Below are 25,074 nucleotides of genomic sequence, written 5' to 3' on the forward strand. Positions count from 1 at the left end.
GTATCGATGGTAGCCGAGTTCGCCACGTGGTTCGCCAATAGGTTTGTCAGCAGTGGTTTGCGCGTTACCAGCCGCACGACTCGGTCCATGCCCTGCACAGCCAAACGCACCGGCGAGACTTCCCGGGAATGAAGCTCGGCATGGTGTTTCGTTCCTTTGAAGTGGGCGTGGTTGGGGGAAGACCGTAGTCGGCGTGTTCGCGCCCGGTGGAATTTTCGAAGAGTTGTTTCCAACGGCGGGAACGAACCAAACTTCCATGCATTTAGCTCTGGCTTCGTTCATTCACTCTTTCTTCTGGGAGCTGGACCATTGTCATCCGGAGGCTATCTCTTGGCCGACCAACAAACCAATGACGTTTCCATCGTTGATCTGATACCTGCCCTGCGGGCTTTCGCGCGCACCTTCTGCCGCGTTCCAGACGATGCCGACGATCTGGTGCAGGAAACGTTGACCAAAGGGCTCGCCAACATCGACAAGTTCGAACCTGGTACACGCATGAAGTCGTGGCTCTTCACCATCATGCGCAACACCTACTACACCCGGATCAAGATCGCTGCACGGGAAGCGCCAGGCCTTCTCGACTGCGCGTCTTCGAGACCGATTTCGGAAGCTACCCAGGAATGGACCGTTCAGAGCAAGGAAGTTCACGGCGCCATCCAAAAGCTGCCCGAACATCAGCGCGAGGTGCTGATGCTGATCGGCGTTTTAGGAGTGGGCTACGAGGAAACCGCCGAAATCTGCGGCTGCGCGGTAGGGACGGTCAAGAGCCGGCTGAACCGTGCCCGCGCCAACATCCTTGAGCTACTCGGGGAGAGCTCGTTGCAGACATTGATAGAAAGGCGAAATCAGCTGTCGGATGGTCAGCTCGATATAGAGGTCGACAGCCGCAGATAATCAGCTCTTCACGTCTCGCCGACGCTTCTCGACGAGAGCATTTTGCAATTGGATCGCCAGCTTGGATAGGCGGTCTGGTATCTTTTCCTGCTCTATGGCGGCCAGCAGGGAAGCAATCTCCTGATCCACTGCCATCTCGACAAGCAGATCCGTGGTATCGTCGCTCGAATGAGACATCACGTTCTCTTGATAGCATCCCTAGATCCAAGTCTGATGATGAGCGCTCGGCACTACAAGGCGTTGTCGACCGCCGAGAGGCTCACCGGCGGCCCTTGCACAGTTTTCCTCCGTGCCGCGGCAAGACGCGGCGCGGTGGCGTCAGTCCTTCAGCAACCGGTTTGCGGCGTGATCCTGAAATTGATCGGACTTGATTCGATTGCCGTCCAGCCCGCGCTCTCGGCTATGTTGCTTCCTGTCGCGGTTGGACAAAACCGCGTTTTCTTCGATCTTGTCCTTGTCCAAGGTGGTCATTGCGCCGGCGCCGGCACCTTTGCCTTGGCTGCCTTGGCCGAAATGCTTTTTGCCGCCGGATGCCATGATCTCCTCCTTCGAATCCAGGACACCGATCGGTGCCGACGCCCGAACCGGCATCGCGCTGTAATGTTCCGTCTCACCCAGCAAGCAGGAAGGCGTCGCCATCCCATGACCCAAACGGCTTCTCGCCGTCGATGACGACCCGCAATTGGTGAGCTTGCGCAAGACGGCCGATGTCGGCCCGGTCCAAAGAAAGCGATCCGCGATAAGAATAGTTGAGCAATGCGAGCCGGCCCGGCCGTTTGAGAACGCGCGCAATTTCATCGAAAAGCCGCTCAGCCATGCCGGCCAGGACCAGGTAGGGAAAGCTGTCGACCGCCAACACGCAATCGAAACTGTCGTCGTCGAAGTCGGCCAGATCGAGACCGGAGGTTTGGCGCAGTTCGACATTGCCGAGCGCTGCGCATTGCTCGGAGGCGATAGAGATCATCCGCGATGATATGTCGATGCCGACCATCCGCTTGAAGGAATTGGACAGCGCGCGCTCGAAACGTCCGATGCCGCAACCGATGTCGAGAATGTCTCGTTCAATTCCGGTGAATTCTCGCGCCTCGAGCCATTCAACGATTTCGTCGGTCATGGCTGTCAGCCGCTCGTCATCGCCAAGGGATCCTAACTGGACACTTGCGGCTGTCGAAATTGCTGCCGCGGCATCAAAACTCGAGGCCAGCCGCGTGACGACGGCAATATCCGTCTCGCCGTTACCGCGTTCATGCCGAACGGCGCCGCCTGTCGCTCGCAAAGTGGCAAGGACGCCCGGTCTGTGGCGCAGCAGTCCAGCGACCTTTCGCAGTCTTTCAGCATCGCCGGTATCCGCCGGACGGACTTTCAGCACGAACTCCGCCAATTCCGCCGCTTCAATTGTGGGCGGCAGGTGAAGCGCCAGCCTGACGAGAACAGCTTCGGCGCAGGCACCATCGGCCATGCAATCTTCGACCGCCCGTCTGACCGATGTCCGGCGCTGCGCGTGCACACTCATGACATCAACTCCGCGTCCAGATCCTCCGCATCGTCCACCTGTCGACGGCGCCCCAGCCATATTTGTAGGCCTCCTGGCCGCGCAGGAAGTCGAACTCGCGCGCATCCTCGCGGATCGACTCCGCGATCGCGTGGCCGATCAGGATCGCCCCTGGGCTCTCCTCGGCATATGCAGGATCTAGGCCGCCGAGATAGGCATAGGCGCGGCCGCGGTGGTGAAATCCGTAATAGGCGGCGACAGTCGTGCCATCGATCGCGAGCAACCAGCATCGGACCAGGCCGTGAGCATCGAGCAAGGGAAGTGAAAGCCCATGGAAGTGCTGCACGGCGGGGTCGGCCAATACACCACCTCCATGTCCAACCCAGCGTGCCTGGTGCAGGCGGATCAATTGGTTCAGGAAGTTCTGATCGCCCCGCGCTGACGCCAACGCGAGCCGGCCGCGTCTGGACGCCGCTTGGCGCGCCCGGCGCAACTGGCGCCTGCGCCGAGCGGGAACGCAGCCGGCCAACGTGTCGTCGCCGGCAACAGCAAGCACGGGACAGGCTGCATGAATTACCGGCCTCTCGACCGTTAAACCGGGATGCGCGATCGTAAGACCGGCACTGTTTTGCGGCAGATCAGACAAGATCCATTGTGACCACCCGACCGAGCAGATCGTTTCGGCAATGGTGGCGACAACCGCCGCCTCGATATCCCGGACAGCCAGGATGTCCAGATAATCACTGAGCGAAATACCGACCGGAAGCAGCTTCGAACCGGCCGTTCCATGCTCGAGATAGAGTGGCGCCAGCCCGACCAGATCGCCGCCACGCCAGACCGCAACTGTCGCCAGTTCACCGGGTGCGAATGCGCGCCACCATGGCACCAGCCAGGCGGGGGATTGGAACGGCGTCGCAGAGGAACTCTGCTCCCACAGTTTCCACCAGTGCGGCGTCAAGGCATCGAATTTTACGGGGTCATCGATGATTTCGCTGCGCAACACTGCTTTTCTCACGGTGCCGCAGCGAAGCGCCGGCAATCTGTGCCAAGTTGTGCCAGCGCCTGATAGGCAGCCATATACGACGAGATCATCCGTTCCAGCGAAAACCGCCGTCGCGCCTCCACCCGGCACGCCTCGGCGTCCAGGCTGGGCGCCGCAAGAATGGCTTGGGCCATCTCGTCGACTGTGTTGACGAGAAAGCCCGTCCTGCCGTGCTCGATGACATCCGCAAGCGCACCATTCGGGAATGCGACCACCGGGGTACCGCAGGCGAGGGCCTCCATGGCGACAAGCGAGCTTGTCTCGGCGGCGAGGCTTGGAATGACCAGACAGCGGGCTGCGTTGAGAAAGCGCCTCTTGGCGTTAAAACCGAGCGGGCCCAGGAAGCGGCGGCGAGCATCAAGACGGGATTGGACCTCGTCGCGAAAGTAGCGCGTATGTGTTTCGTAGGGATAGACCTTGCCGCCGATGACCAGGGGCACGCCCGCCTGTTTGGCCGCGTCCAGGGCCAGGTGAATGCCCTTTTCCGGGCAGACCCGGCTGAGAACCAGGGCAAAGTCTCGCTTCGGCTGCACCACGCTCAGTGCTTCGATGTCAACGCCGTTGGGAATCGGCGCCACCAGTCTGGCCCCTGGTGGCGCCGTTTGCTGCTGGGTGGGCGAGACCGCATGGAGCCACAGGTCGTCGCGCGTCGGTCGCAGAGCCTCGGCCGGATACCAGTCCAAGGGCAGGTGGAGGCTCACCAGGGTCGGACCATCGTCGGGCAAATAGGCATGAAAATCGATGCCGTGCAGATGAACCACATCGATCGGCCATCGGGCGCGGGCAGCGGCGATCGCTTTGCGATGAGCCTGCTGCGCGCGGCTCTTCGCCGCCTCGTCGAGCACGCCGTTTTCAGCCGGTATTTCCACAAGGGTACCGCTCGCGCTGGAGCCGCGGCAGCCAATGACGATAGAGCGGTGGCCGGCGCGAACCAGCTCCCGATCGAGCATCGACAGAACCTGTTCGGCACCGCCGACAGCATCGGGTCCGACGGGTGCGAGAGGGTAGGCGACATTGAGGACAGTGAGCGCCGCGGCTGGTTGCGCCTCGGTCCCGTATGCCGCACCACCTGTCGATGATGCCGCTAATTCGTCCAATGTGTCAGGCGTCTGATGCATTGGCAGCATGACACTTTCACGCTGCCGAGGCCCGCCGCGTCGGGAGCGAAGCGGACGTCATGCCGGGCGCATAGCGGCGGATCATGGTTGCGCAGAATTCCGCGAACTCCTCCGGCACCAGAGGTGGGCTGGTGTGGTGGGGCATCATTCCGCGATGCTGCGGTGTAAAGCAAAAGGTGACCGTCACGTCGAAATCGGCGAGTGCCTCCATCTGCCGGTCAAACCAGTCCAGCGCGTTCGGCCGGAAGCTGTCTGCCCAGGAAAGCCCCGTGCGCATATTGGTGACGCCCAGCCGCTTCATCCAGGCGACGGCATCGTCCAGCCGGGGGTCCTCGAAATGAAACCACTGCACCAGCCCCATTGCGGGCGTGTAGCGCAGGAACTCCTCCAGCGCAGGTTTTGGCCTACCGTCCTGGCGCAGCAGCCCCATGTGGAAATGTCGATAGTAAGAAGAGCCCTCCGCCTCGCGATGCCGCGTCGTTGCTTCCCATTCGCGCGGAAGATCGTAGAGGCTGTACCACTGGATGCGTGGTGCGTTGCCAATCAGCAACTCAGCGGTGCGCTTGAGCCCCCAAACCTGGATTTCTTCCGCGCCGAAGGTTGATACGCCGACTTCGCTGACCCAGATGGGAAGGTTGGTGACGGTCGCGATCTCGCCGATCTTCTGTGGCCATTCGTGGATCTGCCACAGGTTCCAGTCGAGCGGAAAGCCGTGCACGGCGACGGCATCGACATGGTCCAGCACGCCGAATTCCTTCATGCGGGTGATAAAGCCCGGATCTATCGGCGAGATGCCACCGAGTACTTTCGTCAAAGACGGGTTCTCCGACGCGATTGCGTCAGCCGACAAGATCGCCATCCTGGCAAAGCGGCTCCAATCGGGATCGAGCTCTGGGTCCCAATGCGATTTGTTGTTGGGCTCGTTCCAGATCATGGCGGCTTCAATCATGGAGCTGTCCTTTCGAGGGGTAGATGGCGCCGCCGCCGGCCGGGTCCCCGGCTGCGCGGCAGAAATAGACCTCCTGCTCGGGGTGCAGAACGATCTCGAAACCGGCGCTGCGCAGCATCGCTTCGGTGCAGGCGCGGTTTGGAATCCACCAGTTGGTGGGATCGTCGGCATAGCGGTGCTCGATAAAATGCAGCTTGGGAAACTGCGGCTGGTCGAACAGGTCATGCGTCCAGAAATGATAGTTTTCTTCCAACTCGGGCAGATCCGCGCTGCCGCGCTGCATGGACTGGAAGATCATCAGGTCACGGGCGACATGTTCGCGGATCAGGTCGAGCGCGAGCAAGGGGTGGCGCAAATGGTAAAGCACCCCCATGAACAGCACGACATCGAATGTCTCGCGCAGAGAGCCGACGTCGTAGACCGAAAGCTTCTGGAATTCGATCTCGCAATCGGCAACCTCGGCGGCAAAGCGAGCTTGCGCCAGGTAGGCGTCATCGAAATCGATGCCGAGGACACGGTCAGCACCTCGCCGTTTCATCTCGATGGAGTAGAATCCTGCATTGCAGCCGATATCGAGTACCGCCTTGCCCGTCAGATCAGCGGGAATGGCATTGGCAAATTTGCGCCATTTGATCAGCGGGTAGTTGCCCAGAAAATGGTTGGGAGCGGTTTCGACGCCGGCAAGTTCCATGTTGTGGAACCACGGGCCGAGCGCATCGATGCGGCGGCGGATTTCGGCATGGGAATGCAGCATGGCTCAGGCTCCTTCGCCAGGAACGACGGGTACATGCGACTGCGCGCCGGGCATGATCATGGTGGGCCGGCGGTGCGCGGATGGGGCGTCGTTTTCAAGCAACCGCAGCGCTGTGCGATAGCCGTTGAAAGTGCCGACATCGACATAGTCCGACCCAGCCCTGACACCAAAAGCTGTACCGCCGGCCGCAATATAGGCGTTGACCAAAGTGCCGATATATTCGTCACTGCGCTCCCGCTCACGCCAGAGTCCCGCAAGCTGATGCAGGATATGGCCCGGCATCTTGAACGCACCCCAAACCCAGTTCGTGGCGGCATCCTGCCGCTTGACCTGGATTTCGATCACGCGCTCGTGGACGTCGGTGACGACGGCGTCGAAGAATTCCGGCTGATCCACCGGGAAAAGCAGAAATGAGAGCTGATCGTCGGGCAAATGGCGGAAACCGTCCTCGGGAAACCAGATCGTATCGGGAAGGCCGACCAGGACGACCTCGTCGGGCGCGACGAGGGGCGCCGCCCGGAAGATCGCATCGCACAGACCGACGGGGTTCGGCTGCACCACGAAGAGAGCCGCCGCGTCACCGTAGCCGGCGGCGTAGTATTCAAGGATGTCGGATTTACCCGATCCGATGATGAAGCAAATCTTGTCGACGCCGGCCTGCACCATGCGCCGTACCAGATACTCGCTCACGGCGCAGGGACGCTCGGTCTGTCCATCGATCCGGCTACCGACCGGCAGCAGCTCTTTCGAGAAGCCGAGCGGCTGAATGCGGCTGCCGCGCCCGGCAGCGGGTACGATGCCCAACATCAGACCGCTTCCCTCATCGGTTCGCCGGGAGATCTTTGAAAGGCATCGTTCAGGATGCGATCCAGTTCCGCCGCGCGCCGTGCGGAAGTGTGTTCGCCCAAGACCCGGTCGCGGGCACGCCTTCGAATGCCGTCGAGCTCGCACTCCGGCAATTGCAATGCGGCGACCACATCATCGGTGTCATGCGCCAACAATATTTCGCGGCCGGGTTCGAAAAATTCGGCTAGGCCCGGCCATGCATCGGTGACGATGGCAGCCCCACACGCGGCCGCTTCGAAGAGCCGTCCCGACGGGCACCAGCCCTTTTGCGCCATCGCCTCCCGGGTGACGTTCAGTGTCAGGCGAGATGATGAGAAGAAAGCCGGATGGTCGGCTGGCGGAAGATGCCTGACAAAGAAGATGTTGTCGCTCCATGGGAATTCCTGCGGATATTGCGCGCCGCCAATGATGAAGCGGTGGTCAGGCAGGCGCGCGGCCGGGCGGACCAGCAGCTTTTCGACGCCGGCCTGGCGATCCGCCGCGTAAGTTCCGAGATAGGACAGATCACCGGCGAATTCGGCCCGCTTCTCTGCCGGCCGGTGTTGGTCGGGATCGACATGCCCATAGAGAGGTACCACGTGACGCGCGCCTAAAACCGACTTAAGCGCCTCGATCGCCGAGCCGCCGGTGTAACTCAAAACGAGGTCGAAATCGGCAAGACCCTCAGGTCCGAAATAGGGCGGACGCTCGCCTTGCTCGATGCGGGCAAGCGTGACCGGAGTGTCGAGATCGTAGAAGACACGCAATCCGCGACCTGTCTGCTGCGCCAGCCGCGAGGCCTCCACGGCGTCGGCACAGTAGGAAGTGACGACGACGACATCCGCTTGCTTCATTGCCCGCTCCGCAACGCGACGGATGTCTTCCCAGTCCGGATAAATGACGACGTTGCCGCCATCGAGCCGATCGAGATCACGCGTCCCGGCATAGTAGGGGGTATCGCGTTCGAAGAAGGTGATGGACCATCCCAGCCGACCCAGGGCGCGGATCAGTCCCCGCCAGAGCGTGGCATGGCCGTTGCCCCATGATGATGTAACGGTGAGACCGAAAATGACCATCTGCATCCGGAAAGTCCTCGTCAGGCAGCTTCGTTCATTCGCAGGAGCTTGGAGCCCCAGTCACCCGACACGATCGTCGTGATCGAGGCTGGATCGATGTCGAAGCGGAAGCAGTCGCCGACCGGCAAGCCAAGCACCTTGCAGACGGCGGCTTTGATCACGTCGGCGTGGCTGACCAGGGCGACACACTGATTCGGATGCCGCTCGCGCACTGCGTTCATCAGTGCGACGATCCGCTCCTGGACATCCAGCATGGTCTCGCCGCTCGGTGTCCTGGCCTCCTGCCGCTGGTCGTTCCACGCCCGCCAACCGGCATCGCCATTCAACTCGTCGAAGGTCTTTCCCGACCAATCGCCGAAATCGATCTCGTCGAGTTCGGCGCAGATCGCGATTTCACCGACGCCGCAGGCAAGCGCGATCGGCACGGCCGTCTCTTGCGTACGCTCACGCGGGCTGCACAAGATGGCTTCAATCGGCTCCCGGGCCATGCGGCCACCAAGATGCGCGGCCTGCGCCTTCCCAGCCTCGCCAAGGCAAACGCCATCCATCCGTCCTGCAAGATAGGAGCCGACATTGTCGTGCGCTGCATGACGGATCAAAAAGAACGTTGTCGTCATTCCGCGGCATCCAGCAAAGGCTCGTCCTTGCCGGCGATGAAGGCGAGCGTGCGCTGCCGCGCTTCGGCGTCGGTGAACTGTTCGGGAGGCGACTTCATGAAATAGCTGCAGGGACCGGTCAGTGCTCCCGCTATGCCGCGATCGAGCGCAAGCTTGGCGCAGCGTATCGCATCGATCACCACGCCGGCTGAATTTGGAGAATCCCAGACTTCCAGCTTGAGCTCGGCGTTGAGCGGCACGCCGCCGAAGGTCGTCCCTTCCACTCGGATATAGGCCCATTTGCGATCAGTCAGCCACGGTACGTGGTCGCTGGGTCCGACATGAATATTGCCCGGCTCCAGGGGAACATCGAACTGGCTGGCCACGGACTGGGTCTTGGAAATTTTCTTTGATTCCAGCCGCTCGCGTTCCAGCATGTTGAGGAAGTCGGTGTTGCCGCCGAAATTCAGCTGATAAGTGCGATCGATGCGCACGCCGCGCTCGCGGAAGAGATTGGCCAGCAGGCGGTGAACGATGGTCGCCCCGACCTGGCTCTTGATATCATCGCCGACCAGCGGCAGCCCTCGCTGCTCGAAGCGCCGGCGCCATTCCGGACGTGAGGCGATGAAAACGGGTATGCAGTTGACGAAGGCGCAGCCGGCCTCAAGCGCGCATTCGGCGTAGAAGCGCGTCGCCTCCTCGGAGCCCACCGGCAGGTAAGAGACCAGCACGTCGGCGCCGCTGTTGCGCAGGATTTCGCTGACGTCGGCAACCGGCTCCGGCGCCTCCTCGATTTCGTCGCGCAAGTATTTTCCGATGCCGTCAAGTGTCGGTCCGCGCTCGACGCGAACGCCGTTTGCCGCCGCATCGGCAAAGCGGAACGTGTTGTTCGGGGCGGCGTAGATTGCTTCAGCGACGTCGAGGCCAACCTTGCTCCTGGCGACGTCGAATGCGCAGACAATCTCGATGTCGTCGACATGGTAACCGCCGAGGTCGGCATGCATCAGCCCTGGGATTGGTTCGTTGCTTTTTGCGTGACGATAATAGGAGAGGCCCTGCACCAGGGAGGATGCGCAATTGCCGACCCCGACGATACCGACACGAACCTTTTTCGATCCCACGAAACTGCCGCCCTATGCTGTTCAAAGGTAAGTTCCTGCAGCCGAACCACCAGCGTGCCGGAATGTTCCTTGGCATGCCGAAAAATTGCGCAAGACAGCATGGATCGAAGCAGCGCTCGCTGCGTTGCCGCAAGGCGAAGCATTGGAAAACCGATCGATGATTGTTTACGGCGACCAGAAGCGGAGGCAGAGCGCAGAACGGCTTCGCGATGCTGCGAGCGAAATTGCTCAAAGTCTGGACCGCATGGCTCATGGCGTCCGACGCCATGCCGCGTTGGTCGGCCTATTCATCAGCGTATCGGAACTGGTTCGCGCGCTTGCCGATGTCGATTTCGAGAACAGGGGCATCGACATCTTTTCGCCGCGGCAACAGCAAGGCGCCAGATTGCTGGTTGGTCTTGCGGCAGAGGTGGCGAAGTCGTGGCGAAGCGGTTTCGCCGTGGGCGGTGGCATCGAGCCGGGACTTCTCCAACTGCTGGACGGGTTGGATTGCGAGGCTGAGGTTCTGACCGGTTCTGCCGAGGGTTACGCGCATTACGCGCTTTATCCCGAAAGCTATTTCGGAGCGGCGCAGGAGTCAGGTCTCGATGCGAACACATGCGTGATCGGCATCCGCAGCATCGGCCTGGGGCTTGCCGCCATAGTGGCTGCCGCGATTGGCGCGCCGGCGCCGTTCAGCGTTCGTCCGGTCGGCCATCCTTTCCGCAGGCACATCAATGCCGATCCGCGCTCGATCGCTTCCTGGAAGAACAATCCATCGGCACGCTTCGCCGTTGTAGACGAAGGTCCCGGTCTGTCCGGCAGTTCGATGCACGCCGTCGTCGCGTGGCTGCGGGAACTGGGTATTGGTATGGACCGCATTCACCTGTTTCCCAGCCATCCTGGCGACCCGGGCATCGAAGCGTCACGGGAGGCCAGGGAGACATGGTCGCGCTGTCCGAAACATGTGGCGACGGCGCTCGAATGCACCTTCCCCGAAAGCTCGAACATTCCCACGCTTAGCGAATGGGTGGCCGAGGCGGTCGGCAGCCCCGAATTACGCCTGACCGAACTGTCTGGTGGCGAATGGAGGAGCGTCCACTACGTCGACGAAAAGCATTGGCCGCCGAGCCCGCGCGGCATCGAGCGGCGTAAATTCCTGGCGTCCGCGGGGTGTGGTCGCTGGCTCGTCAAATTCGCCGGCCTCGGCGAAACCGGACGGCGTAAGAGACGAGCCGCGGAAATGTTGGGGAAAGCCGGGTTCGGATCGCAAGTGGTCGGGCTTTGCCACGGCTTTCTGGTCGAACGGTGGATTGACGGCACCACGATGGACCAGGCGCCGCTGCCAAGAGGAAGGCTGGTCGCGGAGTTGGCGCGCTATCTAACCTGGCGGGCGCTCAATCTCCGAACCTGCGAACCGGGTGCATCATTGCTCGCACTCACGGAAATGGCTGTTTCCAATACATCTGAAGCTCTGGGCGAGAACCGAGCGGCGACGTTGCGCGGCTGGCTCTCGAAAAAAACCCCTGCGCATGTTCTGCAGCCGGTGGAAATCGACGGAAAGCTTCACGCGTGGGAGTTTCTCGTTTGTGCCGACGGCTCGGTGGTCAAGACAGATGCCGTCGACCATTGCCGGGCACACGATTTGATTGGCTGCCAGCCGATAGAGTGGGACATTGCCGGCGCCCGTGTCGAATATGGACTGTCCGACAGCGATGTGACGACATTGGTCGAGGGGATGGGGCTCGATATTGACAATGGCCACATCGATTTTTTCGAACCCTGCTATTTGGCGTTCCAAATCGGGCTCTGGAGCACGGCTGCGCAATCCGAAAATGGCCAGGAAAAAGCAAGGCTGGCCGCGACCGGAGACCGATACAGGGCGGGGCTGATACGATTCCTGGACGAATCTCAGGTGTAGCGTTTCGATCAATCCAGCCTTCGTAGCATGTCTGCTTCCTGCTCGAGAATAGCGGCCACTTCCTCGCGCTGCAGATGCGTCATCATCAGGCTGACGCAGCACTCGAGATAGGTGATCGAGGAGCGCCGCAGATAGGCAGCCGCCTCGCGTTCGGCAATCTTGTCGACATCCTTCGCGGGTCGCTTGGGTTGCATGAGGATGATCCTCCGTATCGGGTCCCTCCCGCCAAACTACAAGGTTGGATGGATGTTCCGAACGATCTCCGGGCAGGTCCGGCCGCGGCCCGCGTCATGCAGGAAGGTTCTGCAGCCCGCCTGCGGGTCTCCTTTTGGCAAGGCCTGTCATCTGATCGCCGATGCCGGTGCCTTCGAGCGCCGCGAAATAATCGATCGTCAGCTTGAGCCCTTCGTTGAGCGGCACTCTCGGCGACCAGCCGAGCAGCGTTTTCGCACGCGAAATATCAGGCTGCCTGCGCCGAGGATCGTCTTGCGGCAGGGGCAGAAATTTCAGATCCGACTTGGTGCCGGTCATCGCCTTCACCAATGCCGCCAGTCGCACGATGGTGAATTCTCCGGGATTGCCCAGATTGACCGGCTTGCCCGGATTGGGGTCGATGTTCATCAGGCGCATCAATCCATCAATCAAGTCGGAGACATAGCAGAAGGATCGCGTCTGCTGGCCGTCGCCGAATATCGTCAGCGGACGCTTCTCGAGCGCCTGCATGATCAAATTCGAGACGATGCGACCGTCGGCCGGATCCATTCTCGGACCGTAGGTGTTGAAGATGCGCGCGACGCGGACGTCGGCCTTGCCGGCCCTTAGATAGTCGAAGCAAAGCGTTTCGGCGGTGCGCTTGCCCTCGTCGTAGCAGGCGCGTGGGCCGGTGCAGTTCACATGGCCGACATAATCCTCCCTTTGCGGGTGTTGTTCCGGATCGCCATACACTTCGCTCGTCGAGGCCTGCAGCAGTCGCGCGTCATTGCGGACAGCGAGTTCGAGCAGGTTGAGGGTTCCGATCACGCAGGTACGCGTGGTGTGTATCGGGTCGGCCTGATAACGCGGCGGTGAGGCGGCGCAGGCCAGGTTGAAGATGTGATCCACGGGCTCGCCGAGATCCAATGGCCGGCAGATGTCCTGCTCGATCAACCGGAAACCCGGCCGGTCCATGATCGAGATGATGTTTTCCATGCGCCCGGTCAGAAAATTGTCGACGCAGATCACGCGCCAGCCGTTGCGGAGCAATACTTCGCAAAGATGCGAACCGAGGAAACCCGCGCCGCCGGCAACAAGCACCGTCTTTGCCCTGTGCGCCTTTCTTGTCTGTCGCATCGCTGTTTTCTCCTGTCTGCCGTTCATGCTGCACTTCCAATGTCGAGATCGAGGGCCGTCGCCGTTGGTTGGGTCAGCGCCGCCACGAATTCGCGAGCCCTGGCCCCACCGGTGTGGGAAGCGAGGACGAGTTTGCGAGCCCGGCCGGCCATGGCCAGGCGTGCGCGCTCGGACTCGCCAACGAGGATATCGATGACTTCGTCCGTCTCCGCGGCGGTGTGGATCGCCGATGCGGGAAAGAAGCTGTCGAGCCCTGGCCAGTGGTCGCTGACGATGGGCGTGCCGCAAGCCGCCGCTTCGAACAGGCGCACGCTGGGCGACCATCCTGCGGTGATCATGGAACTGCGTGTGACATTCAGCGTGTAGCGCTGACGGCTATAGAACGCGGCGTGATCGGCTGGCGGCAAATGTTCGATGCGTTCGACATTGTCCGGCCAGATGATGTCGGATGGATATTGGGAGCCGGCCACGACGAAACGGAGGTTCGGCATATGCCGTGCGGGCTCGAGCAGCAGAGCGTTCAGCGTTGTCTGCCGGTCCATGCTGTAGGTGCCGAGATAGCCGAGATCCCAGCGGATCGGATCTCCTGTCGGGTGATGCCGTTCTGGATCGACCGAACAATAGAGAGGTTCGGCATGACGCGCGCCGAAGTCTTGCGCCAGATGGTTGAGCGTTGGTCCGCCAGTGAAGGAGAAATAGACATCGAAATACGGAATTTGCCGCGAACTCAGATAATCGCAATCCTCGGCTGAAAGCTTGGCCAGGGTCACCGGGGTGTCGATGTCGTAAAAGCAGAGCTGCCCCTTGCAAAGCGAGGCGACGATGTCGATGACCTGGCGTCCTTCTGGAACAAAGGATCCGATGACAATGATGTCGGCCTGCTCCAGGCACTGTGCGTAGTCGCGTTGCAGCTCCGCAGTGGTTTCGTAGTAGCGCAAGGCGCAGAACTCCGGATCGCGCAGATCGCGGTGATTGGCGTACCACGGCACGTTGCGCTCCAGAAAAGTCACCCGGTGACCGAGTCCGTGCAAGCCTTTCAAAAGACCCCGGAAAGTCGTGGCGTGGCCGTTTCCCCAGGATGAGGACAGCGACAGGCCGAGAAAGACGATGTCCAGTTTCTTGGTCATTCCGCTGCCTCCACGGCCCCGTGCTCGAAATGACGTTTGAAGACGGCATCCGCCACATCCGCCCGAAGCGCGTAGGTATGGTCCGCCAGCACGCGGTGAAGTGCGGCTTGGCCGATTGCCTTGGCCCGCCCGGGGGTCAGCGAGCGCATTATTTCGGCGACATCGCCGCCGTCACGCGCGACCAGGATCTCCTCGCCTGGTTTCAGGAACAGTTCCACGCCCAGCCATGCATCCGTGATGAGACAGGCGCCCGCGCCGGCCGCCTCGAACACTCGCGTGGCCGGTGAAAAACCGTTGGCGGCCATGCTGTCGCGGCTGATGTTCAACACGGCTTTTGGGGTGACATTGAAGGCGTTGTGATCGCGGGTGCCGACATGGCCGAGCCAGCCTACATTGGTGGGGAGCGGCTTGTCGCCCCAACCCGAGCCTCCGAGCAGGAAACGCTGTTTCGGCAGCTGGCTGGCGGGATCGAGGAAAAACGATTCGACACGCGCTTCACGGTCCGGCAGCCGGTTTCCGAGGAACGCCAGGTCGCAGGCAAAACGCGCTTTGCTGGCGACCGGATGGTGCGTTTCGGGATCGAGCGCATTGTAGATGGGCACGCACTCCTTGGCGCCCATGGCACGATAGGCCCAGACAACGGGATCGCCGCCACCATAGGTCAGCACGAGGTCGATCTCCTGCAGTGCACGATGGAGCGGGTGGTCCAGCTCGTCACGCAACTGGGCAAGCGTGGCTGGCGCATCCACGTCCCAGAATACGACAAGCGCGTCGCTGCGGGCGTGGTCGAGAACGGCGCGAAGCAGCGCCTCGTCTTCGAAACCGACGCCGCTCGCCTTGACGACGATGTCGGCGCCGGCGGCACGTGCCGCGACCTGCATCAGCGCATGCTGGGTCGCCTCATAAACGACGACAGTGCACCAGTCGGGAGCTTCGATGTCGCGGTTCTTCTGCCGGTCGTAGACATCGGGTTCGTAGAACGTGATCTCGTAACCCAATTGCGAAAGTGCCTTGAGCAAACCGCGATAGTACGTCGCGGCGCCGTTCCAGTAGGACGACAAAAGGCTCGATCCATAGAATGCGATCTTCATGCGACGGCTTCCTTTGCGGCTGTCGGGACGGCGGTGTGTCGGTTCGCGCATTGCGTGAGCACGCCGAGCAACTCGTCGACGCGGTGGCGGCAGGTGTGCCGCGAGCGGATGGTCTCGAGACCCGAGGTCACCAGCGAGGCCGCAAAGTCCTCGTCGGACAACACCGTCCGAAGCTGTTGCCGCATTTGCGAGCCATTCTCGGCAAACAGGAAGTCGATACCGGGCCTGAAAAGCTGCTCGACATCGGACCATGGCGCTGAAATCAGCGGAATGCCGCAGGCGAGTGCCTCGAACATGCGGATCGTCGGGATACCGGGCAACCTCTCACGATAGGGGCGCCGTGGAACGTGAACGGTGACCCGATGCGCGGCGAAGGCCTTCGGCACGTCGGCATTGGCGATCCACCCCTCATAGCGCAGTCCGGCGGTGGCCAGATCCGCGAGTGCGGTCTTGGGGTAGCGTACGCCGTGAACAGCGGCATCAAGGCCGAGATCGTGCACCGGCTCGATCAGAAACTCCTTGAGTTCGGCGGTCCGCTCATCATCGCCCCAGTTGCCGATCCAGACCAGATCGGAGGTGGGGTGGATCTCCGGGTGCGGCTTGAACAGGCGATCGTCCGCCGCTTCATGCCAGGTGAAGACGCGCTTGCCCCAGCCGGCGCGCAGATAGCTCTCGCGCAAGGTCTCGCCAAAGGCGAGAACGCCGTCATAGTGCTCCAGCCGGAGCGCCGAGAGCGCCTCGGTCGCCGACACGGCCCGGTGATGGGTGTCATGAAAAAGAAGGATGAAGTTGCCGCCGGCGGCCCGGGCACGGCCAATACGTGCGACAAGCTCCGGATCCGTCCACTCATGAACGATCACAACGTCGGCCTCGGCGATCCAGGCTTCGTGATCAAATCCGGCATCGTAGGTCACCGGCATCAGTTCGGGAAAATCCTTGCGGAAGCGTTCGATGGCGAACGACCCCTTCTCAGCCAGCAGATTCGACCGGCTCCAGCCATTCGCCGGCTCCAGCGCAATCGCCTGATGCCGGCGCTGGACCAGCTCTCGCATGACGCCGCGCAGGAAATGGGCATTGCCATGGTTCCAGTCGGAAACGACCGAGTGGGTGTAGAACACAAAGCGCATGATCAGCGCTCCGCCATCGCTAAGGCCGCTTTGTCGTAGACGCCGCGCATAGCCGCTGTCTGCTTTGTCAGCCTAAACCTGCGGCTGCGTCGGATGGCTGCCTGGCCAAGCTCTCGCCGGAGCTCGGCATCGCTGGAGAGACGGTTGAGGCAGGCAGCGAGATCGTGCGGATCGCGCGCGTCAAAGAATATCGCGGCCCCGTCCCATAGTTCGCGATAGGTGGCGATATCGGAAAGCACCAGGGGCGTAGCCGACATGGCGGCTTCCAGCGCGGCCAGGCCGAATGGCTCGTAGAGCGATGGCGATACGAAAATACCCGCGCGAGCCATCAACGAACGCACCTCATCGGACGGCACTGCTCCCAGAGGAACAGCATGGCTGAAGCTGACATGCTCGCCGTTTGGGCCGTTCGTCGAACCGGCGGCAAACAGAGGCCATCGCGTCAGGGACGCCGCCTGATCGACCACCGCCGCATTTTTGCCCTCGTCCCACCAGCGGGCAGCGGCGAAGACGAGCGGTTGGTGCTTTTCGGCCTTCGGCAGAGGACGGGCACCATTTGTGACCACACTCAAGCGCGCGATCGGGCCGTAGCAGGTCTCTAGCATGTCGGCATGGCTGCGGCTCGGCGCGATGACCGCGTCGGCCCGATCCATGCCGCGTCTGTTGCGCTCCTTCTGCCAGGCCCATGCCCCATCCGCCGCCTGTGCTCTGACCGCATGGAACCAAGTCGTCACGCAGGAATGGGAGACCACCACGACCGGGCATGGCGCGTCGAATCCCGCCGCCTGCGAAGGCGCGTTGAAATGGACAAGGTCGATGGCGTGGTCGCGCATGGGCGCATGCAACTCCCGAGGCAGCGCGTCGAGATCACCGCCGTTCCGGGTCATCCAATCCGGCGGCGTGTTGAGCCAGATCAGCTTCGCGAAAGCCTCCGCCTCGTCGGCCTGCTGCCTGGACGGTGGCGGACCGAGACCGGCAAGCACTACGCTATCGCCGCCATTGACAAGTTCCCTGGCCAGGTCGAGCGCATAGCGCCACACGCCGCCCACGGCATCGACCGTCATCAGGATGCGCCGCGAGCGCGGCGTCAGTGTCCGCAACATGTCGCCTCCAGTTCCGCCAGCGGACGCGGGCGCCTTTCCTGGATGTCGCTGAACTTCTGGAATGATGCGAGATAGTGATCATGGGCGCGCTCCCAGGCGAGGTCGTCGGGTTCGCCCCAAAGCTCGCGATAGCTTGGCGAACTCGGATATGGATAAAGCGGTACGGGTTGATTGGCCCACACGCCGTTGTCGATCAGGTGCGTTCGCCAGTAATCGACGAGGGCAGGATCATCCTCGACGACGCCGATCAGATTGGCCTGTACGAACGGAACGTGACGCCTGGCATTGACGAGCAGCGCGGCGAGTTCCTCGGTACCCAGCCGGCAGCGTTTCGCCAGCATCGCACGACCTTCCACGGTCAGGCTTTCGAGACCGGCCTCGATGGAGACGCAGCCAGCCGCACCAAGCAGTTCCAGCAGCTCGGGTTTCCAAAGGTCGATGCGGGTCTGCACACCGAACTTCACGTCGCGATGGATCAACGCTTCCAACAGCGCTTTTTGCGGCAGGAAGATTTCATCGATGAAATAAATGTAGCCGACGCCTTGGGCAATCAGCCGATCGATTTCCGCTATGACCGCCTCGTGGTTTCGGCGGCGATAGGCATCGCGGAAATCGATCTTGGCGCAGAAGCTGCAATTGTATGGGCAGCCGCGCGATGCTTCGACCTCCGCGCCGAACCCAACCTGATTGTCATCGAACCTGTGATGGTGATGCGAATGGGCAGCGATCCAGTCTGATGGCCATTGGAGTGGCGGATGATCGACAAACGAGCTGGCGTGGACGCCGCCGGTCAAAACCACCTTGGCCTCGCGCAGGTAAGCGGTCGAGGGCACAGCGCTCCAGTCGTCGCGCCGGGCAAGTTCCGCGACGATTTCCTCGCATTCGCCGCGCACAACAATGTCGACGCCAAGCTTGCGCAAGGTTGGCGCGGGCGTAGCCGAGCCATGCGGCCCGACCGCGACTGTGCGTCCACCGCGCCCGGCGAGACGGTTGAGGAAATCGGCCGGCACGCGCAACTCGGGTGGTGCGCAACGCCAGAACAGATAAGTCGGGGCGGTACTGACTACCGTCATTGCAGCCGCGAAATCAGCCACACGCTCGGAGAGGTCCGAGTTGTCGAGCTTCTGCAATTGCCCATCCAGCATCAACACCTCATGGCCGGCTGTTTCGAGCAGGGATTTCGAATAGCCGAGTTCCAGCGGGAGATGTGGTTGGCGGCAGCCGAAATAAATGCTGTCGTCATAGGTCCAGAACGGGTTTACCAGGGCGACTTTCATGCGACGTACCTCACGACTTCGGGGCGAGGCTGGAGCCGGTGTTGTTGCAGCCAGTCTGCGAGATCGCGAATGCCTTCGCGCCATGAAACACGAGCTTTCCAGCCAAGCATCGCTTTGATCTTGCGGGTGTCGGCGACGAAGAAGGGCTGATCGCCGGTGCGTTCGCCATCATGGCGGATCGAAAGCTCACGGCCGGTCAAGCTACGGATCTCGCTCAACAGCATGCGCAGGCTGATCGCATTATCGGGGCCGCCGCCAAGATTGAATGCCTGGCCTTTGGTCGTCTCGATACGATCGAGCGTGGCCCTGTAGGCGGCGACCGCATCGGAGACATGCAGTATGTCGCGCACTTGTCTGCCGTCGCCATAAATGGTGATTGGACGACCCGTCAGCGCACTCAGCAGGAAGTGCGCGACCCAGCCTTGATCCTCGGTTCCGAACTGGCGCGGCCCGTAAATGCAGCTCATCCGCAGCACCGCCGTCGGCATGCCGTAGGATTTGGCGTAGTCGAGCACATATTGGTCCGCCGCGCCTTTGGAGCAGCCATAGGGCGTGCAGAAATCCAGGCCGTGGGTCTCGTCGATGCCATTCGCTTGGATGATGCCGTCGCAAGGCAGGTAACGATCGCCGTCCTCGCGAACCGCGACGTCTGGCAGGCTGCCATAGACCTTGTTGGTGCTGGCGAAGACCACCGGAACAAACTCACTGCTCAGCCGCGCCGCCTCGAGGACATTGAACGTTCCTCGAAGGTTGATGTCGAAATCCTCGTCCGGTTGGACCAGGCTCGTTGTGACGGCGGTTTGCGCGGCCAGGTGGAAGATCGCCCTGGAACTCTTCAGAACGGGCGCAAGCGCGTTGGCGTCGCGCACGTCAATCGTTTCGACCATGAGGCGGCTTCCGTGTTTCTGCGCCAGCCATTCAAGGTTCTGTTCGACGCCGGGGCGGCTGAGATTGTCGATCACCAGCACCGGCTCGCCATCCGACAACAGGCTGTCGGCCAGGTTCGATCCTATGAAGCCGCTGCCGCCGACAATGGCGACGGGCGCGTCGCGTCGATTGCGCGTATTCATGACACCAGCCCACGTTCTTCAAGCTCGCGTTTCATGTCGGCGCCGCGGTCGATGGCGGACGAGTTGCGCACCCAGGAAACGAAATCGGCGAGCGAATTCTCCAGTTGTTGCCTCGGCTCGAAACCGAGCAGCTCACGGGCCTTGGAAATATCGGCGAAGCAGTTGCGGATATCCCCGGAGCGCGCCTTGCCGAGCAACTCTGGCGAGCGGTCCGGCGTTCCCATGGCCTCGGCAAGTACCCGCGCGACGTCGCTGATAGCATAGGCTCGGCCGCTGCCGATGTTGATGACGTGACCCCTTGCCTGGCGTTGCTGCAGCGCAAGACGAAAGGCGCGGGCGACGTCATCCACATGGACGAAATCGCGCTTCTGTTCGCCATCCTCGAAGATCATTGGACGTTGGCCGTTGGCGAGACGCGAAGCAAAATTGGCCAACACGCCGGTATAGGGGTTCGATAACGCCTGGCCGGCGCCGAAGACGTTGAACAGGCGCAGCGCGACCGCATCGATGCCATAGGCTTCGCCGAAGATCAGCACGGCGCGTTCCTGGGCGTATTTCGTCAGTGCATAGATAGAGGCGAGATCGACCGGCTTTTCCTCGTCCGTCGGCAGGGGGGAGAGGGGTTCGCCTTCCGGCGACAGCGGATTCCACTGTCCGTTTTTGATGTCGCTCGCCTTGCGCCGGGCATTGTCGATGCGCCGGCCGTCCGATGTAGCATAGAGGCCCTCGCCATAGACACTCATCGATGAGGCGACGACAATGCGCTCGACCGGGTGTTTGATCAGCGCCTCAAGCAGCGTCGCGGTGCCGAGATCGTTGGTGCCGACATAGCGCGCGATCTCGTACATCGACTGTCCGACGCCGACTTCCGCGGCTAGATGAATGACCGCGTCAACGCCTTCCAGCGCCTTGGCGACCGCCTCCCGGTCCCGAATGTCGCCCTTGATCAGCTCGGCCCCGGCGGGAAGGGCGACTGTTTCGCCTGCGTGCACCTGCTCCAGCAGCACATCCAAAATGCGAACCGAATAATCCTGCTCGATGAGTTCCTGGGCGACATGCCGGCCGATGAAGCCGCAGCCCCCTGTAACCAATATCCGTTTCACGACCACTCCTCAGACAGGTAATCTTGGCGACCCGAACTTTTCGGCAAAAGGTTTGTTCCCTTGGCTTCAACAAAGTTCCTTTGGCCGGCTTCGTTCGGAAGCAGCCACATCGCGCTCGCCGCGCCGTGCCGGAACATTGCCGCCCTTGTGCTGTTAGGACGCCGGCAGCCCCGACGATGCCCGATGTTGGCAACGCCGATGATCAAAGGAGATTTCAATGTCCCAGTCGCAAACGACCACCAATCACGACGAAATCCGCAAATGGGCGGAGGAGCGGGATGGACGGCCGGCAGTGGTTCGCACCAAAGGCGCGGGCGGCATCCTGCGGATCGACTTCGGCAAACCCGAGGAAGCATTCGAGCCGGTCGAATGGGATGAGTTCTTCCGCATATTCGACGAGAACGATCTGGCCTTTCTTTACCAGTCCAAGACTGGTGACGGACAAACCAGCCGTTTCAACAAGTTCGTCGAGCGCAACCAGAAGGGCGAATGACGCACTTCGAGCCGGCCGATTTGCCTGACCTGGTTCTCGGGCAAATTTTTCTGGATGCGGTGGAACAATAGGGGCTCCGATCCTTCCGTCGCTGAACCACAGCCGCAGCAAGGATCGAAGGCCTTGGCCCTGAGCGCAGGAGGCGGCGGGGCTGGATAGGCGTCAAAAGCCGGAAACCCGCTACTCGTCCTGCCGTGAAACCAAACGCCGCTCATCAGTCGTCCTGCTGCCTGCGGTGGCGGTGTTTTTCGATTTCCTCGGGCTCTTCATCGTCGATCCGCGTGATGTTCGAGGCATTGTGGTCTGATCGCAGGATCTCATCCAGTTTGGCGTGAATGGCCTGAGTGTCGCGGTGCTCGGCACGCTGGATGAACAGCGTCATGGCCCACGTAAACAAGGTAGCCGCTCCATGCCAGTCCAGGGTCTGTCGCTCGAAGATCATCCAAAGGATTGCGTAGACCAACAGGATCAGGAATGCCGCGGGGCGGGAGGTTAATGTGCCGATTGAAGTAAGCACGCCGGTGACGGGATGATTGGCCATGCGAAAGAACTCGCGGCAGTGACCGTGGTTCCCGACCGCAGTGCATCGCGCCGGCACGAACCAGCTAGGCGCGACGGATGAATTCACGGCGCAGTGCTTGCCGATCGCAGCTACAACGATGACCACTCGATTGCCGGGCGCGCAATCATCAGCCAGAAAATGGCGAGCACGGCGCCGAAAGCTGGGAAGCCGAAGACAAACCAGCGTCTGAACAGCTGATGGTAGCGCTCGGGAGGAGGTTGGTTGGAGAGTGCGGCCTGTGTGGCTAGATTTCGCATCTCGATCTGCATCCACACGACAGGCAGCCAGAACAGGCCCGTTAAGATGTAGAGCAGGATCGAGAGAACGATCCATCCTTCGGACAGCGAATACCCCGCAACCCTAGCGAGGCCCAGTCCGGTCAGAGGTTGTGCGACAACGGCCGTAGCCGTGAACAGGAAATCAGCCAGCACGACAATTCGGGCGACAGCTGCGATCGTCGCGGCATTCCCGGTCCGGTGTGCCAAAAGCATGAAAAAAGCAATGCCGGCACCAGTTCCGAGCAGCACAGCAGCGCCGATCACGTGCAGGTATTTAAGCACGAAGTACGTCATCAGCGTTCCTCCAGAATGGCCAGCGCTGCAAAATGCAGAACGAGGATCGGGAGGATTTTGATCAACGGCCCGAGTGGCTCAAGCCAAAGATCCGGCCGCAGAATGCTCCCAGCGACCGCATAGAAAAGCGATACCGCGATTGCGCCGAAAAGACCAAGCCGGCTGGTTGGGCGCCAGGCGATAAGCGCCCCGACGGCGATGTCAGCCAGCGCGCCGGCGACTACCGCCGGTTCGGCCAAGGGGCCGGCAGCAGTGCCAATCAGCAAGTCAACTCCGCTGCGCCAGCCGGCAGTGAGGGAAATGATGCCCGTCATGATCCAGAAGAGCGGCAAGATGACAAAGAGCGCCGGCTTGACGAAGTAAAGACCGGCGAACCATCGCTCCTGCACCGTCGCAGGGTTTAAACGCAGTGCAGATGTAAGACTTGATGGTTGAATGCCGGTCGCCGTCATCCAGGGTTGGGGATCGCCGACAGCGCCACGGGCAATCTCTTTTGCTGCATTGCTGCGCATGGGCGGGCGCCAGCCCAGCTGAGCCGCGGCATCCCCGAACCTGTACAAGATAGCTGCGGCCCAATTCGGCAAGATGAACTCCCGAGCACTGCTCCATCCGAACCAGCGGCGATAGCGACCCACGACCTCGCTCATCGAAAGTGCCTCGGGCCCAGCCAGGTCCAGCGTGAGGTGCGATGGGCTGCCGGGTTTGAGGAAGAACAGGACGGTGGAGATGACGTCATCGAGTTGGAGGACTTGGAGACGGCCCGTGTCGGGCATCAACGGCAAGAGCGGCAACGCCGCGAGGCCGCGAAAAAGTGCACTTGCGCCGAAGGCCGGCCTTCCCAGCACTACGGAGGGGCGCAGGATGACCCAGTCAAGGCTACGTGCCATCAGTGCTTCATCGCCAGCAAGCTTGCTGGCGGAAAAGGCGGACGGCTGCTGGCGATCGACCCCGATGGCAGAAAAGTGAATCACCTTGTTCACTCCTGCTTGCTCACACGCGGTGAAGAGAGCCGAGGCGCCGGTAGAATGGACATGCCGGGTGTTTTCCCGGGCACTATCCTGCAGGACGCCGGCACAGTTTACGACGGCGTCCACACCGGCGAGATAGGGGGTCCAGTCCTGAGGTCGCAAGGCCCGCGCCATATCCAGGGAAACGGTTTGGATCTCCGGGTGGACGCCAGTGTCTGCGTGGTGAAGCACGCGGACCACTTCATGACTCTCGCCGGCCAGGCGCGCGCAAAGCGCGGCTCCAATCAGACCTGACGCGCCGGTGACGAGAATTTTCATTCCTTCCTCCAGCCGTTCGCCAGCGCGTGCCCGTCCATCAACCCAGCGGCTGCGCCTGGGAGAACTCTAGCAAAGCCGAAGCCGGTAGTCTCACGCCGGGTGGAACGGGTTCCGGGCATCAACGCAGCCAAAGGTGAGCCGGTACGGTGCGTTCGCATCTGCAGGTCAACTTCGCCGGAAGTTCGTCGCCGGCTCGGCGCAATCGCGGAGGTCGTTATGAATGTGAGTTGCAGCCTTGGCGGCGTCTCCGAACGCAACAGCAATTTGATTGAGCCCCTCGGCCACGTCGCCAATGGCATAGAGTCCTGGCGTTGAAGTCTCAAGGTGTCGGTTGACCAGGACATAGCCTTCTGCGTCACAGTTAGCCCCCAGAGCAACCGCGAGTTCGGAGCGTACGTCGCTACCCATCGAAGGGTACACCACATCGATGTTGCGCATCGGGGCGCCCTCGGCCATGACGACATCGAACCCGGTTCGTCGAGGGATCAGGTCATCGACAGCGTCCCAGATTTCAACTCCGCCTGCCAAGGCGGCGCCGCGGGCAGCTTCGGAAACATCATCCTGGTTATTGGCGAGCAAGGCGACCTGACTGCCATATCCCTTCAGGAACAGAGCCTCCCTGACGGCGAGATGCTCCGGACCAACAACGCCGATGCGGCTACCCCGGGCCTCATATGCATCGCAAACCGGGCACAGTCTGACAATGCCGGTTGCGATCGCCTCCTCCAGTCTTTCAATGGGAGGTGCCTTGTCCACAATGCCCGTTGCCAGAACCACGCGCCTTGCTTGGACAATCCCGCAGGTGGTCGTCAGGACAAAAAAACCCTCGCGTTTTTCGGCGTGGCCTACGCAACCATGGACAAGGCTCGCGCCGTATAGCTGTGCCTGGGCTCGTAGGCGGCCGAGCAGTTCTTCCCCGCTGATGCCGTGGGGGAAGCCGGGACAGTTGCGGGATTTTGGGATGAGCTTGGCACGCGCATGCCCCGCGTCGAGCGAGATCACCGAACGCAGAAACCTGGCTAAATACATGGCTGCAGCGAGCCCCGCGGGGCCGCCGCCGACGATGGCAACGTCAAAAACTTGTTCGCCCGAAAAACTTGGTTCGCCCGAAAAGCTTGGCATAGGGCCTAACTTCAACTCAACAAGCTTGTTCCACAGGGTCGAAAT

27 protein-coding genes are annotated in these 25,074 nt (G+C 61.6%); 3 read left to right on the forward strand and 24 right to left on the reverse strand.

The window, feature by feature from the left end:
* Positions 1-330: 330 nt before the first annotated feature.
* Positions 331-894, forward strand: a complete 564-nt coding sequence (locus NKI35_RS05510; protein WP_023667968.1) for a sigma-70 family RNA polymerase sigma factor — start codon at positions 331-333, stop codon at positions 892-894.
* On the opposite strand, the gene NKI35_RS05515 is transcribed toward NKI35_RS05510, so the two are convergent.
* The 11 genes from NKI35_RS05515 to NKI35_RS05565 form a co-directional block, all read right to left on the reverse strand.
* Positions 895-1,071: a hypothetical protein gene (locus NKI35_RS05515; protein WP_023667969.1), complete on the reverse strand. Its 177-nt coding sequence runs from the start codon at positions 1,069-1,071 to the stop codon at positions 895-897.
* 141 nt (positions 1,072-1,212) lie between these two features.
* Positions 1,213-1,431, reverse strand: a complete 219-nt coding sequence (locus NKI35_RS05520; RefSeq protein ID WP_023691451.1) for a hypothetical protein — start codon at positions 1,429-1,431, stop codon at positions 1,213-1,215.
* Between the two features lie 73 nt (positions 1,432-1,504).
* The gene (locus NKI35_RS05525) at positions 1,505-2,407 is read right to left on the reverse strand and encodes a class I SAM-dependent methyltransferase (RefSeq protein ID WP_023691450.1); all 903 of its coding nucleotides are present in this window, start codon (positions 2,405-2,407) and stop codon (positions 1,505-1,507) included.
* Positions 2,408-2,411: 4 nt separating this feature from the next.
* The gene (locus NKI35_RS05530; protein WP_023667972.1) at positions 2,412-3,389 is read right to left on the reverse strand and encodes a GNAT family N-acetyltransferase; all 978 of its coding nucleotides are present in this window, start codon (positions 3,387-3,389) and stop codon (positions 2,412-2,414) included.
* An 8-nt stretch (positions 3,390-3,397) separates the two neighbouring features.
* Positions 3,398-4,555, reverse strand: coding sequence for a glycosyltransferase (locus NKI35_RS05535; RefSeq protein ID WP_352462711.1), 1,158 nt, complete (start codon positions 4,553-4,555; stop codon positions 3,398-3,400).
* A 7-nt stretch (positions 4,556-4,562) separates the two neighbouring features.
* Complete coding sequence (locus tag NKI35_RS05540) at positions 4,563-5,495, reverse strand: glycoside hydrolase 5 family protein (protein ID WP_352462709.1); 933 nt, start codon at positions 5,493-5,495, stop codon at positions 4,563-4,565.
* Positions 5,488-6,249, reverse strand: coding sequence for a TIGR04290 family methyltransferase (locus tag NKI35_RS05545; protein ID WP_023687791.1), 762 nt, complete (start codon positions 6,247-6,249; stop codon positions 5,488-5,490). The genes NKI35_RS05540 and NKI35_RS05545 overlap by 8 nt, the downstream gene beginning before the upstream one ends.
* Before the next feature lie 3 nt (positions 6,250-6,252).
* Positions 6,253-7,056 (reverse strand): sugar phosphate nucleotidyltransferase, encoded by an 804-nt coding sequence (locus tag NKI35_RS05550; RefSeq protein ID WP_023712232.1) that lies wholly within the window; start codon positions 7,054-7,056, stop codon positions 6,253-6,255.
* Positions 7,056-8,156, reverse strand: a complete 1,101-nt coding sequence (locus NKI35_RS05555; protein WP_023687793.1) for a CgeB family protein — start codon at positions 8,154-8,156, stop codon at positions 7,056-7,058. Before NKI35_RS05555 ends, NKI35_RS05550 begins: the two co-directional genes overlap by 1 nt.
* A 14-nt stretch (positions 8,157-8,170) precedes the next feature.
* The gene (locus NKI35_RS05560) at positions 8,171-8,767 is read right to left on the reverse strand and encodes a histidine phosphatase family protein (protein ID WP_023667978.1); all 597 of its coding nucleotides are present in this window, start codon (positions 8,765-8,767) and stop codon (positions 8,171-8,173) included.
* Complete coding sequence (locus NKI35_RS05565; RefSeq protein ID WP_023681094.1) at positions 8,764-9,867, reverse strand: inositol-3-phosphate synthase; 1,104 nt, start codon at positions 9,865-9,867, stop codon at positions 8,764-8,766. Before NKI35_RS05565 ends, NKI35_RS05560 begins: the two co-directional genes overlap by 4 nt.
* 85 nt (positions 9,868-9,952) lie before the next feature.
* Here NKI35_RS05565 and NKI35_RS05570 point away from each other — a divergent pair, with 85 nt between their 5' ends.
* Complete coding sequence (locus NKI35_RS05570) at positions 9,953-11,767, forward strand: hypothetical protein (RefSeq protein ID WP_352462707.1); 1,815 nt, start codon at positions 9,953-9,955, stop codon at positions 11,765-11,767.
* A gap of 8 nt (positions 11,768-11,775) precedes the next feature.
* On the opposite strand, the gene NKI35_RS05575 is transcribed toward NKI35_RS05570, so the two are convergent.
* From NKI35_RS05575 to NKI35_RS05615, 9 genes are all read right to left on the reverse strand, one after another.
* On the reverse strand, positions 11,776-11,961 hold the full coding sequence (locus tag NKI35_RS05575; RefSeq protein ID WP_023667982.1) for a hypothetical protein: 186 nt from the start codon (positions 11,959-11,961) through the stop codon (positions 11,776-11,778).
* A 94-nt stretch (positions 11,962-12,055) separates the two neighbouring features.
* The gene (locus tag NKI35_RS05580) at positions 12,056-13,096 is read right to left on the reverse strand and encodes a UDP-glucuronic acid decarboxylase family protein (protein WP_023681096.1); all 1,041 of its coding nucleotides are present in this window, start codon (positions 13,094-13,096) and stop codon (positions 12,056-12,058) included.
* A gap of 23 nt (positions 13,097-13,119) precedes the next feature.
* Complete coding sequence (locus tag NKI35_RS05585) at positions 13,120-14,223, reverse strand: CgeB family protein (RefSeq protein ID WP_352739001.1); 1,104 nt, start codon at positions 14,221-14,223, stop codon at positions 13,120-13,122.
* Complete coding sequence (locus tag NKI35_RS05590; RefSeq protein ID WP_352739003.1) at positions 14,220-15,314, reverse strand: CgeB family protein; 1,095 nt, start codon at positions 15,312-15,314, stop codon at positions 14,220-14,222. Before NKI35_RS05590 ends, NKI35_RS05585 begins: the two co-directional genes overlap by 4 nt.
* Complete coding sequence (locus NKI35_RS05595) at positions 15,311-16,441, reverse strand: CgeB family protein (RefSeq protein WP_352497978.1); 1,131 nt, start codon at positions 16,439-16,441, stop codon at positions 15,311-15,313. Before NKI35_RS05595 ends, NKI35_RS05590 begins: the two co-directional genes overlap by 4 nt.
* 2 nt (positions 16,442-16,443) lie before the next feature.
* The gene (locus tag NKI35_RS05600) at positions 16,444-17,544 is read right to left on the reverse strand and encodes a glycosyltransferase family 4 protein (RefSeq protein WP_352739006.1); all 1,101 of its coding nucleotides are present in this window, start codon (positions 17,542-17,544) and stop codon (positions 16,444-16,446) included.
* Positions 17,529-18,821 (reverse strand): TIGR04295 family B12-binding domain-containing radical SAM protein, encoded by a 1,293-nt coding sequence (locus NKI35_RS05605; RefSeq protein WP_352739008.1) that lies wholly within the window; start codon positions 18,819-18,821, stop codon positions 17,529-17,531. The genes NKI35_RS05600 and NKI35_RS05605 overlap by 16 nt, the downstream gene beginning before the upstream one ends.
* Positions 18,818-19,891, reverse strand: a complete 1,074-nt coding sequence (locus NKI35_RS05610) for a GDP-mannose 4,6-dehydratase (protein ID WP_352739009.1) — start codon at positions 19,889-19,891, stop codon at positions 18,818-18,820. The genes NKI35_RS05605 and NKI35_RS05610 overlap by 4 nt, the downstream gene beginning before the upstream one ends.
* Positions 19,888-20,994: an NAD-dependent epimerase/dehydratase family protein gene (locus NKI35_RS05615; protein ID WP_023681102.1), complete on the reverse strand. Its 1,107-nt coding sequence runs from the start codon at positions 20,992-20,994 to the stop codon at positions 19,888-19,890. The genes NKI35_RS05610 and NKI35_RS05615 overlap by 4 nt, the downstream gene beginning before the upstream one ends.
* Positions 20,995-21,211: 217 nt before the next feature.
* Here NKI35_RS05615 and NKI35_RS05620 point away from each other — a divergent pair, with 217 nt between their 5' ends.
* Complete coding sequence (locus NKI35_RS05620; protein ID WP_023667991.1) at positions 21,212-21,487, forward strand: hypothetical protein; 276 nt, start codon at positions 21,212-21,214, stop codon at positions 21,485-21,487.
* A 214-nt stretch (positions 21,488-21,701) separates the two neighbouring features.
* Here NKI35_RS05620 and NKI35_RS05625 read toward each other — a convergent pair whose 3' ends face one another.
* From NKI35_RS05625 to NKI35_RS05640, 4 genes are all read right to left on the reverse strand, one after another.
* Positions 21,702-22,028, reverse strand: coding sequence for a low affinity iron permease family protein (locus tag NKI35_RS05625; protein WP_023681103.1), 327 nt, complete (start codon positions 22,026-22,028; stop codon positions 21,702-21,704).
* Positions 22,029-22,138: 110 nt separating this feature from the next.
* On the reverse strand, positions 22,139-22,621 hold the full coding sequence (locus tag NKI35_RS05630) for a DUF2269 family protein (RefSeq protein ID WP_023691442.1): 483 nt from the start codon (positions 22,619-22,621) through the stop codon (positions 22,139-22,141).
* On the reverse strand, positions 22,621-23,907 hold the full coding sequence (locus tag NKI35_RS05635; protein ID WP_352739011.1) for an SDR family oxidoreductase: 1,287 nt from the start codon (positions 23,905-23,907) through the stop codon (positions 22,621-22,623). The genes NKI35_RS05630 and NKI35_RS05635 overlap by 1 nt, the downstream gene beginning before the upstream one ends.
* A 165-nt stretch (positions 23,908-24,072) precedes the next feature.
* A complete protein-coding gene (locus tag NKI35_RS05640) occupies positions 24,073-25,029 on the reverse strand; it encodes an NAD(P)/FAD-dependent oxidoreductase (RefSeq protein WP_352739013.1) in 957 nt (318 codons plus the stop codon).
* Between the last annotated feature and the right edge of the window lie 45 nt (positions 25,030-25,074).

Source organism: Mesorhizobium sp. M0676 (assembly GCF_040320535.1).
GTDB lineage: Bacteria > Pseudomonadota > Alphaproteobacteria > Rhizobiales > Rhizobiaceae > Mesorhizobium.

Bases quoted from the DNA above. Each gene is read 5' to 3' on its own strand.
- NKI35_RS05515 (WP_023667969.1), bottom strand. From the start codon at position 1,071: ATGTCTCATTCGAGCGACGATACCACGGATCTGCTTGTCGAGATGGCA.
- NKI35_RS05520 (WP_023691451.1), bottom strand. From the start codon at position 1,431: ATGGCATCCGGCGGCAAAAAGCATTTCGGCCAAGGCAGCCAAGGCAAA.
- NKI35_RS05525 (WP_023691450.1), bottom strand. From the start codon at position 2,407: ATGAGTGTGCACGCGCAGCGCCGGACATCGGTCAGACGGGCGGTCGAA.
- NKI35_RS05535 (WP_352462711.1), bottom strand. From the start codon at position 4,555: ATGCTGCCAATGCATCAGACGCCTGACACATTGGACGAATTAGCGGCA.
- NKI35_RS05540 (WP_352462709.1), bottom strand. From the start codon at position 5,495: ATGATTGAAGCCGCCATGATCTGGAACGAGCCCAACAACAAATCGCAT.
- NKI35_RS05545 (WP_023687791.1), bottom strand. From the start codon at position 6,249: ATGCTGCATTCCCATGCCGAAATCCGCCGCCGCATCGATGCGCTCGGC.
- NKI35_RS05550 (WP_023712232.1), bottom strand. From the start codon at position 7,056: ATGTTGGGCATCGTACCCGCTGCCGGGCGCGGCAGCCGCATTCAGCCG.
- NKI35_RS05555 (WP_023687793.1), bottom strand. From the start codon at position 8,156: ATGCAGATGGTCATTTTCGGTCTCACCGTTACATCATCATGGGGCAAC.
- NKI35_RS05560 (WP_023667978.1), bottom strand. From the start codon at position 8,767: ATGACGACAACGTTCTTTTTGATCCGTCATGCAGCGCACGACAATGTC.
- NKI35_RS05575 (WP_023667982.1), bottom strand. From the start codon at position 11,961: ATGCAACCCAAGCGACCCGCGAAGGATGTCGACAAGATTGCCGAACGC.
- NKI35_RS05580 (WP_023681096.1), bottom strand. From the start codon at position 13,096: ATGCGACAGACAAGAAAGGCGCACAGGGCAAAGACGGTGCTTGTTGCC.
- NKI35_RS05585 (WP_352739001.1), bottom strand. From the start codon at position 14,223: ATGACCAAGAAACTGGACATCGTCTTTCTCGGCCTGTCGCTGTCCTCA.
- NKI35_RS05590 (WP_352739003.1), bottom strand. From the start codon at position 15,314: ATGAAGATCGCATTCTATGGATCGAGCCTTTTGTCGTCCTACTGGAAC.
- NKI35_RS05595 (WP_352497978.1), bottom strand. From the start codon at position 16,441: ATGCGCTTTGTGTTCTACACCCACTCGGTCGTTTCCGACTGGAACCAT.
- NKI35_RS05600 (WP_352739006.1), bottom strand. From the start codon at position 17,544: ATGTTGCGGACACTGACGCCGCGCTCGCGGCGCATCCTGATGACGGTC.
- NKI35_RS05605 (WP_352739008.1), bottom strand. From the start codon at position 18,821: ATGAAAGTCGCCCTGGTAAACCCGTTCTGGACCTATGACGACAGCATT.
- NKI35_RS05610 (WP_352739009.1), bottom strand. From the start codon at position 19,891: ATGAATACGCGCAATCGACGCGACGCGCCCGTCGCCATTGTCGGCGGC.
- NKI35_RS05620 (WP_023667991.1), top strand. From the start codon at position 21,212: ATGTCCCAGTCGCAAACGACCACCAATCACGACGAAATCCGCAAATGG.
- NKI35_RS05625 (WP_023681103.1), bottom strand. From the start codon at position 22,028: ATGGCCAATCATCCCGTCACCGGCGTGCTTACTTCAATCGGCACATTA.
- NKI35_RS05630 (WP_023691442.1), bottom strand. From the start codon at position 22,621: ATGACGTACTTCGTGCTTAAATACCTGCACGTGATCGGCGCTGCTGTG.
- NKI35_RS05635 (WP_352739011.1), bottom strand. From the start codon at position 23,907: ATGAAAATTCTCGTCACCGGCGCGTCAGGTCTGATTGGAGCCGCGCTT.
- NKI35_RS05640 (WP_352739013.1), bottom strand. From the start codon at position 25,029: ATGCCAAGCTTTTCGGGCGAACCAAGTTTTTCGGGCGAACAAGTTTTT.